This window comes from Bartonella melophagi K-2C (genome assembly GCF_000278255.1).
GTDB lineage: Bacteria > Pseudomonadota > Alphaproteobacteria > Rhizobiales > Rhizobiaceae > Bartonella > Bartonella melophagi.
Window position 1 is genome coordinate 653705 of sequence record NZ_JH725081.1, and the last position, 13303, is coordinate 667007.

10 protein-coding genes are annotated in these 13303 nt (G+C 35.4%); 8 read left to right on the forward strand and 2 right to left on the reverse strand.

Annotation, left to right across the window (positions count from 1 at the left end; all coding sequences use genetic code 11):
- Window positions 1-2: 2 nt before the first annotated feature.
- The 6 genes from ME3_RS02710 to ilvC all read left to right on the forward strand — a co-directional run bounded on the left by ME3_RS02710 (window position 3) and on the right by ilvC (window position 9062).
- Entirely contained in the window at window positions 3-1487 is a 1485-nt protein-coding gene (locus ME3_RS02710; protein ID WP_007476902.1) for a Do family serine endopeptidase, read from the forward strand.
- 461 nt (window positions 1488-1948) lie between these two features.
- Entirely contained in the window at window positions 1949-2824 is an 876-nt protein-coding gene (gene miaA / locus ME3_RS02715; protein ID WP_007476904.1) for a tRNA (adenosine(37)-N6)-dimethylallyltransferase MiaA, read from the forward strand.
- Between the two features lie 246 nt (window positions 2825-3070).
- Window positions 3071-4870: an acetolactate synthase 3 large subunit gene (locus tag ME3_RS02720; RefSeq protein ID WP_007476906.1), complete on the forward strand. Its 1800-nt coding sequence runs from the start codon at window positions 3071-3073 to the stop codon at window positions 4868-4870.
- 524 nt (window positions 4871-5394) lie between these two features.
- Window positions 5395-6516: an ATP-dependent DNA helicase gene (locus ME3_RS02725; RefSeq protein ID WP_007476907.1), complete on the forward strand. Its 1122-nt coding sequence runs from the start codon at window positions 5395-5397 to the stop codon at window positions 6514-6516.
- Window positions 6517-6600: 84 nt separating this feature from the next.
- Entirely contained in the window at window positions 6601-7335 is a 735-nt protein-coding gene (locus tag ME3_RS02730; protein ID WP_007476910.1) for a pyridoxine 5'-phosphate synthase, read from the forward strand.
- Between the two features lie 707 nt (window positions 7336-8042).
- Window positions 8043-9062, forward strand: a complete 1020-nt coding sequence (gene ilvC / locus ME3_RS02735) for a ketol-acid reductoisomerase (RefSeq protein ID WP_007476911.1) — start codon at window positions 8043-8045, stop codon at window positions 9060-9062.
- Window positions 9063-9148: 86 nt separating this feature from the next.
- Here the strand turns inward: ilvC and cycA are convergent, their stop codons facing one another.
- The gene (cycA, locus tag ME3_RS02740) at window positions 9149-10549 is read right to left on the reverse strand and encodes a D-serine/D-alanine/glycine transporter (protein ID WP_007476914.1); all 1401 of its coding nucleotides are present in this window, start codon (window positions 10547-10549) and stop codon (window positions 9149-9151) included.
- 944 nt (window positions 10550-11493) lie between these two features.
- Between cycA and ME3_RS02745 the strand changes: the two genes are divergently transcribed.
- Window positions 11494-11775: a type II toxin-antitoxin system RelE/ParE family toxin gene (locus ME3_RS02745; RefSeq protein ID WP_007476916.1), complete on the forward strand. Its 282-nt coding sequence runs from the start codon at window positions 11494-11496 to the stop codon at window positions 11773-11775.
- Window positions 11776-11792: 17 nt separating this feature from the next.
- On the forward strand, window positions 11793-12092 hold the full coding sequence (locus ME3_RS02750; RefSeq protein WP_007476918.1) for a HigA family addiction module antitoxin: 300 nt from the start codon (window positions 11793-11795) through the stop codon (window positions 12090-12092).
- Between the two features lie 56 nt (window positions 12093-12148).
- Here ME3_RS02750 and ME3_RS02755 read toward each other — a convergent pair whose 3' ends face one another.
- Window positions 12149-13186, reverse strand: a complete 1038-nt coding sequence (locus ME3_RS02755; protein ID WP_007476919.1) for a tyrosine-type recombinase/integrase — start codon at window positions 13184-13186, stop codon at window positions 12149-12151.
- Window positions 13187-13303 lie beyond the last annotated feature (117 nt).

Below are 13303 nucleotides of genomic sequence, written 5' to 3' on the forward strand. Positions count from 1 at the left end.
ATATGTTACTGAAACGCTTTGTCACGATAATCATTATCTGTATGGTTTTGTCTTTATTAAGATCAGTAAGTTGGTCTAATGTTACTTTACAGAAAGATATATCATTATCAGTTCCTGATTTAGCTGCTACCCTTTTAGATACAGTCGTAAATATTTCTACAACGCAAATAGTTTATGGGACTGAGCAAGATGAACATACTCCTGCTCCTGTTATTTCGAAAGATTCATTACTACAGGAGTATTTTGATGATTTTTTTACACCAAAAGATGGTCAGGAGAGGAGTCAGTTTCAAAAAGTACGTTCTCTGGGATCAGGTTTTATAATTGATGCGCAAAAAGGGCTTATTGTTACAAATTACCACGTTATCGTAGATGCTGATGATATTGAGGTTAATTTTACTGATGGCACAAAGCTAAAAGCGAAATTACTTGGAAAAGATAGTAAGACAGATTTAGCTTTACTTCAGGTAACACCAGGAAGCAAAAAATTAACAGCTGTACGTTTTGGTAATTCAGAAAAAGTACGTATTGGTGATTGGGTTATGGCTATCGGTAACCCTTTTGGTTTTGGTGGTAGTGTAACGGTTGGAATTATTTCTGCACGTAATCGTGATCTTAATGCTGGTCCTTATGATAATTTTATTCAAACAGATGCAGCAATTAACCGAGGAAATTCTGGAGGTCCATTATTTGATAGAAATGGTGAAGTGATTGGCATTAATACAGCAATTGTTTCGCCTTCTGGAGGATCAATTGGGATTGGTTTTGCTATACCATCTGATATGGCTATTTCTATTATCAATCAATTGCGTGATTTTGGGGAAGTAAGACGCGGTTGGTTGGCTATTCGTATTCAACCTGTAACAGATGATATTGCAGAAAGTTTGAAATTAGACCAGGCTGTTGGGGCATTAGTTGCGGGTAAAATCGAACATGCAAAAGTAGATAATAGCCAATTACACGTTGGTGATGTTATCCTTTATTTTGAGAATACTAAAATAAAGAATGCACGTGATTTACCGCGTTTAGCAGCAGAAAGTCCTGTAGGGAAAGTGGTAAATATTACGGTTTTACGTGATGGACAGGAAAAAACAGTAAAAGTTAAACTTGGTCGTTTAGTTGAAACTGATTCAAATGAAAATAAAGCGGAAAAATCTGATAAGAAAAAAAGTAGCGCAGATACTATTACAATGCAGCTTATGGGCATGACATTATTGGCACTTAACTCTGATTTACGCCAACGTTATTCAATTAATGATAAGCTTAATGGATTAGTTGTAACATCTGTAGCACGAGATAGTGCGGCTGATAAAAAACGTATTGGAGTTGGTGAAGTAATAGTTGATATCAATCAAAGTGCGGTCACAACAGTTGATGATGCTAAAAAACGTTTTCATAAATTACGTGAAGCAGGACGCAAAAACGCTTTATTTATTATTGCTCGTCCTGATGGAGAATTGCGATTTGTAACAATCCGAATGGATTGATGTTTTGCAATACCTTTGTTTTCGTTGTAAAAAATAATTTTTATAAGGCAGTGCTTTTATGCGTAATGCCAATTAAAAAGAGCTGTTATCGTTTATAGATAACGCAGTAATGTTAACAATATCTGTATGCAAATTCTAATTTTTAACCCATTTAGAATATATTTTATCGTAATTGAAATTCATACGTACAAAAAAAAGTTTTTATAGAGAGTAGTTTTAATTTCTTTATTAATCGTAATGCTTTAATCTTATTTTAGAATTATTGTATTGCTTGTTTTACCTTTTAAAGAATAAAAATACTGTTGCGTTAGCTTTTTCTCTTTATTTAAGTGTGTCAATGCTTCTTGTGTTCACATTTTAAGGAATTCTATTTACAACGTTATAGGTAAATACTGAATTTAATATTAATGATGGGCATTGCAATTAAGTGATTGATTAATGGATATAAAAGGCTTCCATTCATGACACAGAGAATGGTTACATTGATAGCTGGTCCAACGGCAAGCGGAAAGTCAAAACTTGCATTTAAAATAGCTCAAGAGAAAAATGCTATTATCATTAATACTGATTCTATGCAGATTTATGATGTGTTGAATATTTTAACAGCAAGGCCAACAAAAGCTGATACTTTGATTATTCCACACTATCTTTATGGTTATGTAAGTCCCGCTTTTAACTATTCGGTAGGGCAATGGTCGAGCGATGTTGAAAAGCTTTTAAGCTCATTTCCGTTAAAACCACTTATTTTTGTTGGGGGAACAGGGCTTTATTTTCGTGCGCTTTTAGAAGGGATTTCAAAAATCCCTTCTATTCCAGATGCTATACGAGAAAAATGGCGAATGCGACTTTATAAGGAAGGAGCTGAAAGTCTTTATCATGAGTTATTGCAGGTTGATGCTGCTCTTTGTGAAAAAATTGCTCCACAAGATGGACAACGAATTATTCGTGCTTTGGAAGTTTATGAATCAACAGGTAAGAGATTAAGTTGGTGGCAAAAGAAAAAAACGAGATCCTTAATTGCGCAAGATTGTTCAGAGAAAACTCTTCTTATTCCCCCACGTCAATTACTTTATGAACGCATTAATGAGCGGTTTAACCATATGGTTGAAAGAGGAGTGTTAGAAGAAGTAATTGCTATGAAGAAGCTCATGCTTTCTCCTTTACTACCAGCGATGAAAGCTATAGGGGTACGTGAACTTATGGCTTATTTAGATGGATATAAAAGTTTTGAAGATGCTATTGAAGAAGCAAAAATGCAAACTAGGAGATATGCAAAAAGGCAAATGACATGGTTTAATAACCAATTTGATGACAAATGGAATCTCATTTATTCATAAAACAAAGAGTAGGAAAAAATATCACAATTGTTTAAAAAAAAGAGAATATTTTGAATGAAAAATTTTTCAAAAAGCAATTTTCAATTGACGAATAACATTAATGAAATTAAAATCTTTGTCTATAGAAAGTGCTCTTATCGTTGCTTATAAAGATAAGAAGTTCGATTTATGATATTTTCTCCTTATATGCTATAGGCTCCTTTGGAGCCTTTTTTGTTATGCTGTAAGAATAGACGAGTAGAAAAAATGACAGATCATCCAAGAACAAAAGAGAGAGCAGATGGGAAGATAATGTCGGGGGCTGAAATGGTAATTCAGGCTCTCATTGATCAGGGGGTTGAACATATTTTTGGTTATCCTGGTGGAGCTGTTCTTCCTATTTTTGACGCGATTTATAAACAAGATTCATTTCAACATATTTTAGTGCGTCATGAACAAGCAGCAGGTCATGCGGCGGAAGGCTATGCACGCAGTACCGGAAAAGTTGGTGTTGTGCTTGTAACTTCTGGTCCGGGAGCAACCAATGCTGTAACTCCTTTGCAAGACGCATTGATGGATTCTATCCCTATTGTTTGTTTTTCTGGTCAGGTACCTACAACTTTGATTGGAACAAATGGTTTTCAAGAAGCGGATACAGTTAGTATTACGCGGTCTTGTACTAAACATAATTGGCTTGTTAAAGATGTGAATGATCTTGCACAAATTATTCATGAAGCATTTCATATTGCTCGATCGGGGCGTCCAGGGCCAGTTTTAGTTGATATTCCTAAAGATATTCAATGTGCTTCAGGTGTTTACAGGGCGCTTCAAGCTATAACATCTATACATTATCATGCCCAACCAAAAGAGGATACAAAAGCTATTGAACATGCTGCTTCTCTTTTAGCAGAAGCTAAACGACCTGTTATTTATTCTGGTGGTGGTGTTATTTCATCAGGACTTGAAGCTGTACGACTTTTACGTGATTTAGTTCAATTAGGAGATTTTCCGATCACTTCAACATTAATGGGGCTTGGTGCTTACTCTGCTTCTGGCAAAAATTGGCTTGGAATGCTCGGAATGCATGGAACTTATGAAGCTAATATGACCATGCATCATTGTGATGTCATGTTAGCTCTTGGTGCACGGTTTGATGATCGTGTTACTGGGCGGCTTGATGCATTTGCACCTCATGCGCGCATTATACACGTTGATGTTGATCCTTCTTCTATCAATAAAATAGTTAAAGTAGACGTTCCTATTATTGGGGATGTCGCCTATGTTTTAAAAAATATGATACAATATTTGTGTGCACTACAACCTGTATTTAATAAGAAAAGTCAGGATGAATGGTGGACACAAATTAATCAATGGCGTGCTCGTAATTCATTAGTATATGTCAAGAAAAAAGATGTTATTATGCCGCAATATGCTCTTGAACGGCTTCATGCTCTTACCAAAGATGCCAATACTTATATTACAACTGATGTTGGGCAACATCAGATGTGGGCTGCACAATATTGTCGTTTTGAGGAACCAAACCGTTGGATGACTTCTGGTGGTCTTGGAACAATGGGGTATGGTTTTCCTTCTGCTATTGGTGTTCAAATTGCACATCCTAATGCACTTGTTATATGTGTTTCTGGTGATGCTTCAATTCAGATGAATATTCAAGAACTTGCAACAGCAGTTCAGCATAATACACCTGTAAAGGTTTTTATTTTGAACAATCAGTATATGGGTATGGTCCGCCAGTGGCAGCAATTATTACACGGCAATCGTTTTTCTAATTCTTATATAGAATCGATGCCTGATTTTGTTAAATTGGCACAGGCTTATGGAGCAGTTGGTATTTGTTGCTCAAAACCAGATGAACTTGATGATAAAATTCAGCAAATGATTGATTGCGATAAACCGGTTTTATTTGATTGCCATGTTGATAATTTAGAAAATTGTCTTCCTATGATTCCGTCTGGGTGTGCACATAATGATATGCTGTTGCCTGATGAGGCCAATGATGAAGTAGTTGCTAATGCTGTTCCTGTTACAGGAAAATTATTCGTATAGAGAGTTTGAAATCTGTTATATTCAATTGAAAATTTTATTTCAGCTTATTTCACTATTTGTGATCATGATTAATAGAAATTGGTATGTCGGTTTTAAGTTGATAATAAGCCGGATATTTTAGCATATATCATTGATTTATTTTTAGAATATGGAGATTATTGCCGTTTATTGTATGTGTTGATTTGGCTATTTGTCGGTCAATTGGAATTTTTCTTCAATAAGAATAGGCTTAATTAAGGGGTTATAGGCGATGGATAGTACAAGTTTTGTAAATATGGTGAAAGTATTTTGTGTAAAATTAGTATGACGATGGACTATTTTAATTTTTAAATTATTGAAAACCTATCTAACATTGATCAATTTGGTAAATGCTTTACGTTTTTTGAAGTTTATAAAATATACTAAAGTTTGGCTCAAAAATGAGCTGAGATTTTAAAACACCATAAGGAATAAGCTTATCTTTGATAATAGTTTTTATTTTCAAAATGCTTGCTCTTTTTGCTCGAATCTTGTCTTGATAGGCCATGCAGTTTTCATCAGAACAAGATAATGCGCTGAAGGCTGTAGCCACGTGGTTGAAAGACGGAAGTTCTCCTGTTTTTCGCCTTTTTGGCTATGCAGGAACCGGAAAAACAACACTTGCTCGCTATTTTGCAGAAACAATAGATGGTTCTGTTCAGTTTGCTGCGTTTACAGGTAAAGCAGCACAAGTTTTGCGTTCTAAAGGGGCAAGTAATGCTCGTACTATCCATTCATTAATTTATTGTCCTCGTGGTGAGCAAGAAGTTTCTGATGAAGTAACAGGTAAAACATCTATAACACCAACATTTTCATTAAATCGACAAAGTCCAATTGCGCAGGCTAAGCTTGTTGTTGTCGATGAATGTTCAATGGTAGATGAACAATTAGCACGTGATTTGATGAGTTTTCGCACGCCAATTCTTGTCCTTGGTGATCCAGGTCAGTTGCCTCCCATATCAGGGGGCGGTTTTTTTTCTAGTGGTACACCAGATTTTCTTTTATCAGAAATTCATCGACAAGCGTATGATAATCCAATTATTCGCCTAGCTATGGATGTACGTGAGGGGCGTGATATTGCTTATGGAGATTATGGGCTAGCACGTGTTGTTAAGCGCAAAGAACTTGATCAACAATTGGTATTAGATGCTGATCAACTTTTGGTGGGGCTGAATCGAACGCGCTATCTTTATAATAGGCGTTTGCGTGAGTTAAAGGGATTTATAGAAAAATATCCGCAGGTTGGGGACAGGCTTGTATGTTTGCGCAATGATTCAACAAAACGTTTGTTAAATGGCTCTTTGTGGACAGTTATGACTTCAAAGAAGGAACTTGTTAAACTAGGTATTCATCTTCTTGTTAATTCGGAAGAAAGCGAATGGGGAGTTGTAAAAATTAAACTTCTCAAAGCAATTTTTGAAAATCCTGAAGATGAAATTTCATGGCAAATAAAAAAGAGATATGATGACTTTGATTATGGGTATGCATTGACTGTTCATAAAGCTCAAGGATCTCAATGGGATAATGTAGTTTTATTTGATGAAAGTTTTGCATTTCGTGATATGAATGCATGTTGGCTTTATACGGGGATTACGCGCGCAGCAAAACAGTTAACAATTGTTAGATAGGATGAGAAATAATTTTTATTGCCTGATTTTACAGGGAATTGTATTTTTCTCTGTCTTTAAAATTTAATAGAAATGGAAGTGTGTATGGCAGTAAAACTTTCAGTTAATCTCAATGCTGTTGCTGTTTTGCGTAATCGGCGTCATCTGCCATGGCCGAGTGTGACAGATATTGGGTATAAAGCACTTACAGCTGGTGCAGCGGGGTTGACAGTTCATCCGCGGCCGGATGAAAGACACATTTGTTTTTCTGATTTACCAGATATACGTTTTTTAATTAACAATAATTTTCCCACTGCTGAATTTAATATTGAAGGTTATCCAAGTGATATGTTTTTAGATATAGCAGAAAAATATGCTGATCAAATTACACTTGTGCCTGATGATCCAGCTCAGTCGACATCCGATCATGGTTGGGATTTTTCTAATGATGCGGAGTTTTTAACACCTATTGTACAACGCTTAAAAGAAAAGAAAGTTCGTGTCTCGTTATTTGCTAATCCAGTTGTAGAAGGTCTTGATATTGTTAAAAAGATTAATGCCGATCGTGTAGAGTTTTATACCGGAGCTTATAGTGGAGCATTTAAAGATAAAGAAAAACAGAAGCAGGAGTTAGATAAACTTGTATTGGCGGCCAAAAAAGCCAGAAAGTTGCAATTAGGTATCAATGCAGGACATGATTTAACAGTTTCTAATCTTCCTGCTCTTGTTGATCGAATACCTTGGCTTGATGAAGTTTCCATTGGCCATGGGCTTATCGCTGATGCGTTAGAATATGGAGTACATGAGACTGTTCAGCGTTTCATTCGTTTATTAGTATAAATTTTTACTTATATTAGTTTGTTAATGTGGGGTAAAATTTTCTTGTAAATCGGAAAAATTGCTTGTTTTATGATTTATCCAAAATCATAGTCGTTAGAAAATCGCGATTGATATTATTTGCGATTTAATAGCTTTATTCCAAATAGCGAATTAGATGTTCGTTTTAGGTTAAAATGAGTCTTTAACAAGTGTAGAATCAAAATATTACAATGTGTCAAGTGCATTGTTTATGGTTGACGTAAATATTTTATTGTATAGTCGGTGTTTTTATAATTGTTATCAGTCGTTTAACATGGTATTTACCTATTTAATCTGAAAATAAAAGTAAGAAATAAGCTTTAAAAAATTATTTTTGTTAAATAAGTGGAACTGTACAGATGATTATCAATCATTTTGGAGAGCGGTTGTATTTTATCATAGGGTAGGTAAGATTGGTTTTAATGCCAAAGTATGACTAGGTTATCATGTTTATTATGATTTTTTACTATTTATTTTGAGATCTAAATATATTTAAAAAAAATTCTTCGAATTTATAGCTTTGTTGTTTGCAATATGCGAATTTAAAAATTATTCAATTACCATCTTATTATGAGTGGAAGTTTGAGCATTTGTAAGGTGCAAAATACGTAGAGTGGTTTTTTACTCTTTATTTATTGAGTGAAAGACATTTAAGCTTCAATTAAATGTGGATATAAAGGAATATTTTCATGCGTGTTTATTATGATTGTGATGCCAACGTTAATTTAATTAAAGAAAAAAAAGTAGCAATTATCGGTTATGGTTCACAAGGACGTGCACACGCGTTAAATTTAAAGGATTCTGGTGTTCAAAATATACAAATTGCTTTACGTCCAGGATCGGCAACGGCTAAAAAAATCAAAACAGATGGTTTTAAAGTTGTTGATGTTTCTGAAGCAGCACAGTGGGCAGACCTTATTATGATGGCAACACCTGATGAGTTGCAGGCTGATATTTATAAAGAATATGTCCATGATTATTTGCGTGATGGGGCGGCGATTGCTTTTGCTCATGGTTTGAATATTCATTTTGGCTTGATTGAGGTTAAGGAAACCATTGATGTTGTGATGGTTGCTCCCAAAGGTCCAGGCCATACAGTGCGTGGCGAATATCAACGCGGTGGTGGTGTTCCTTGCTTGATTGCGATTGCACAGGATGCTTCAGGTAATGCGCATGATGTGGCGTTGTCTTATGCTTGTGGTATTGGTGGTGGACGTGCCGGTGTGATTGAAACAACTTTTAGAGAAGAATGTGAAACAGATCTTTTTGGTGAACAAGCTGTTCTTTGTGGTGGGCTTGTTGAGCTTATTCGTGCAGGTTTTGAAACATTGACAGAAGCAGGTTATGCACCTGAGATGGCTTATTTTGAGTGTTTACATGAGGTTAAATTGATTGTTGATCTCATTTATGAAGGCGGTATTGCAAACATGAATTATTCAATTTCCAATACAGCGGAATGGGGGGAATATATGTCTGGTCCACGCGTAATCAATGGTAAGGCCAAAACAGAGATGAAACGTATTTTAAGGGATATTCAAACAGGTAAATTTACATCAGATTGGATGCAAGAATATAAAGCTGGTGCGGCCCGTTTTAAAAGTATTCGACGTTTAAATAATGCACACCCTATTGAAGAAGTTGGTAAGAAACTACGCGCTATGATGCCTTGGATTAGCTCTAATGCTTTGGTTGATAAGGAACGTAACTGAGATTTGTTGGGTTATGTGTAAAAAAGCTTAAGTATAAAGCTGGGTAACAAAAACTCTTTTTTATGATGTGCTTTTACGCATAACCTTTATTTTTTGTGTCTGATAAAATTCTTCTTTCCAAATATAAAGTACATAATACTTAAGAAAACAAACCAAAGTGATGTGTATTTTAAAGCTGCTAAAGTATCGGATTCTAACGTCAATAAAGAGATAATAAAGGCGAAGAAAGCCAGAGTAACCCAGCACATAAAAACACCTCCTGGCATTTTATAGATAGATATATCATGTTGCGTAGGGTAGTTGCGGCGGTAAGTAATATAGCTGATTAAAATCACAGACCATACAAATATAAATAAAATTGCTGAAATGGTTGTAACGATTGTAAAAGCACCTATAGCAGTTGGAGATAACGATGAGAAAGTGTAACCTAATAAAATGCACAGGCAAGAGAAGACTAATGCATTGGCTGGAACGTGGTTGTTGGAAAGTTTTCCTAAAAAAGCAGGAGCTCCCTGTTTAGTGGCAAGGCCGTATATCATACGGCTAGTAGAAAAAATACCGCTATTTGCAGAAGATGCCGCTGATGTGAGAACGACAAAATTGACTATGCCAGCAGAGATTGGAATACCAGCAAGTAAAAACATTTCTACAAATGGACTTTTATCTGGAACAACTTGATTCCAAGGTATGACTGACATAATTACAACAAGAGAGAAGATGTAAAAGAGTACAATACGAATAGGTATTGAGTTGATTGCTTTTGGTAATATCTTTTCAGGTTCTTTGACTTCAGCTGCGGTTGTTCCGGCCAGTTCGATGCCAGTAAAAGAAAAAATAGCAATTTGAAATCCAGCAAAAAATCCAGTGATTCCTCGAGGGAAGACATTTCCATCATTCCATAAGTTACTAAGAGAGGAAACAGTGCCATTTGGGGAAGTAAAACCGATAAAAACCATATAAAATCCAACAATAATTAATACCAGAATTGCTATGATTTTGATAAGACCGAACCAGAATTCAAGTTCACCAAATAATTTTACGGCTACAAGGTTAAACATTAAGAAAAAAAGGATACAAATAGGAACGGGAATCCATGGGTTGAGTGTAGGCCACCAAAATTGTGCATAACTAATGATAGCAATAATATCTGCAACTCCGGTTACAATCCAGCATAACCAATAAGTCCAACCAATGAAAAAACCAATAGTCGGTCCCAATAATTCGGATGAAAAGTCCATAAAGGATCGATATTGTGTATTAGAAAGTAACAATTCTCCCATAGCCCGCATTACAAAATAGAGAATACAACCAATAATGGCGTAAACTAGTATAATTGAAGGGCCTGCAACGCTGATTGTTTTGCCTGATCCCATGAAGAGACCTGTTCCGATAGCACCACCAATAGCAATAAGTTGTACGTGGCGATTATCTAATCCACGTTGTAATTCCTTTTTATAATCTTCAGCTAAATTTGGTTTATGGTCCATTTTTAGGAGATCCCCTTTATTATTTAAGACTAAATTACGCTAACAAAAAGACAATTTCCATATGGAAGCATGATACAAGTGAGTCGTAAAGTAGAAAAACACTTTCAATAACTTTAAAGGTGTCGGGTGGTTCATAGAGAAGAAAAGTGAATATAATATTGGTAAGACTACATCAATTTATTAAAATAGAACAATGGAAGTTAACCTATAAGCTTTAAGATATTACTTTTGTAAAGCAGGCTGATGATTGATAAAATAAGCGTAAAATTTATTATTCAAGTGATAACTGTAATTATGTTTTCTACACAAAGGGGACATGATTATAGCCGTTTTACTTACTATACTTTTTTATGAGTGAAGTTTGTTGGCAAGATGAGTGTATACTGAAATGAGTTACAATCAACAAACCTTAATAAGAATTGATATAGCCTATTTCAACATTCATAAATATGTTTTCAATGTTAATTTATTTTATTGAGAAAGTTATTGTATTTATAGTTTTGTCATAGTGTCCAATTTGCCTATATTATTTAATATAATGGACGACTCTTATAAAGCATTTTTGCTATAAAATTTAAAAGAGAGTGATAAGAGAAAAGGCACAATGAATATTGAAAGTTGTTGGTAATAAAATGAGAAGGAGTTTCAATTTTTAATAGAAATGTTGTGATATTATCACTAAATTTAACAATAAAATCTTATAGAATAAATGGTGGGTGATGAGGACGTACCGGTTATTAATAAAATCAATAAGTTACTGCAAAGGTAAGGGAACTTGTACTTATTGATTCTATTAAGTTTTTTTGCACTCTATCCCGCACCTTTTTGAAATCTTTTTATCGCTTATTCCTATCCATTTTTCTTAGATAGTCAGATTTGTCGACATGATACTTGACTTTTATTATTAGTAGTCGTATAGTTATAGTATACGATAAGGAATGGTAATGGCAATTGTGAGCTTCAAGCATAAAGGCTTAAAATTATTTTACACAACGGGCTCCACAAAAGCTATTCAAGCAGCTCACACAAAAAAGTTACGTATTATTTTAACGGCTTTAACAAGTGCTACGTGCCCTGAAATGCTGAAAGCACCTGCTTTTAAAATGCACTCTCTTAAAGGTGAATTTGCGGGCTACTATTCCATATGGGTTAACGGCAATTGGCGCATTACCTTTCGTTTTATCGGAACAGATGTTGAACTTGTTGATTATCAAGATTACCATTGATGAAAGGAAGTAAAACAATGATGCATAATCCTGCACATCCAGGTGAAGTTCTAAAAGTAGCTTTTTTGGAAGAAATGGAGATAACAATACAAAAATTAGCCGACCATCTCCATGTGACAAGAGCTTCTCTATCAAGAGTTATTAATGGACATGTTTCTATGAGCACCGAGCTTGCAGTTAAATTAGAATTAGCGGGTTTTAGTAAAGCGAAGTTTTGGTTAGATATGCAAACAAACTATAATTTATGGCAAGCAATGCAACGGGCACAACCATCTATTCGTCCTCTGGTTTCTGATACTACTCAAATGTCGCTTTGATTTCATCACTGATTTTGATAGCTTTTAGTTTGTTTTTAAGACTAGGGTTCATAACACTAACTTTTTTGAAGCTTTTTAATTGCTTCTATAGCGAGTCGTTTTCTATCAGCAGTTTTTGTGTAGAGAGATGCCATGTCATCTTCGGTCCATCCAAAAATTGCCTTAAGTTGTGCAACAGTAGCCCCTGCATTGGCAGCTCTTGTTGCAGCTAATTTTCTCAATCCATGTGCTGATTTTTTTACACCAGCTTCATTACAAGCATTTTTAAATAAGTTACCAAAGGTTTCTTTGATTAGTTTTTTGCCTCCTCTCCCACAAATAAATGTCTCATTTCCGACGGGACCCGTTTCAAGAGTTTTTGCTAATTCGGGTAAAATGGGAAGAAACACATCTGTCTGAAATTTGCTTTTTTCCGTTTTTAAATGAATGACATTATCTTTAACGTCTTTCCAACCAATGCGTACAACATCCCCCCTTCGTAAGCCTGTGTAGAGAAGAACATCAATCCACACACGTTCATGAGTCCCAAGAGGCCATTGTTGATAGTATTTATTGATATCTTCTTCCGTCCAAGCAGGGAATCCATCCTTGTTTTTGAGAGACGGTCTTTTAACCCCTAAAGCAGGATTATCTTCCAAAAGTCCTTGTTCAACGGCCCACGTAAAAAGGCCATTAACTGTTTGTAGAAAATTCCGGGCATTTGCTGGTGTTTCCTTGCGTCGTTCAACACCAGCTACAATATGTGACTTTTTAATTGCTTTGTACGGAATATCTCCTATAGCATCTGATACTTTCATTAAAATGAGTTCTTTTTGTCTTTTCGTAGCATGAGCTAGGTTATGCCAGGTGACGCTGTTAAAATATTGTTTTAGGAGCCATATGAAACTACCTTCAACCAGTTTACCAGGTTTAGATTTAGGGAGTGTGTATCCTTGTAACTCAGAAAGCGCTTTTTTATAGTCGTCGACAAATTCTTGTGTCCCATAGGTTCCACGCACTCTACGCCTTTGACCATGCCCGATACGCACATACCATATGGTTTTACCATAGCGTGTAATTTCCTTAACAAGGTGAGGAGGCCGTTGTTTAGGCATAGCATGACCTTACATACCAATATCAAAATCATAATCACCCTTTAAGAGATCTAATCTGTCTGGATGAGTAGCTGTATTTGGTACGGCGATATCAGCTTTAAGATAAATTAAGAGTTC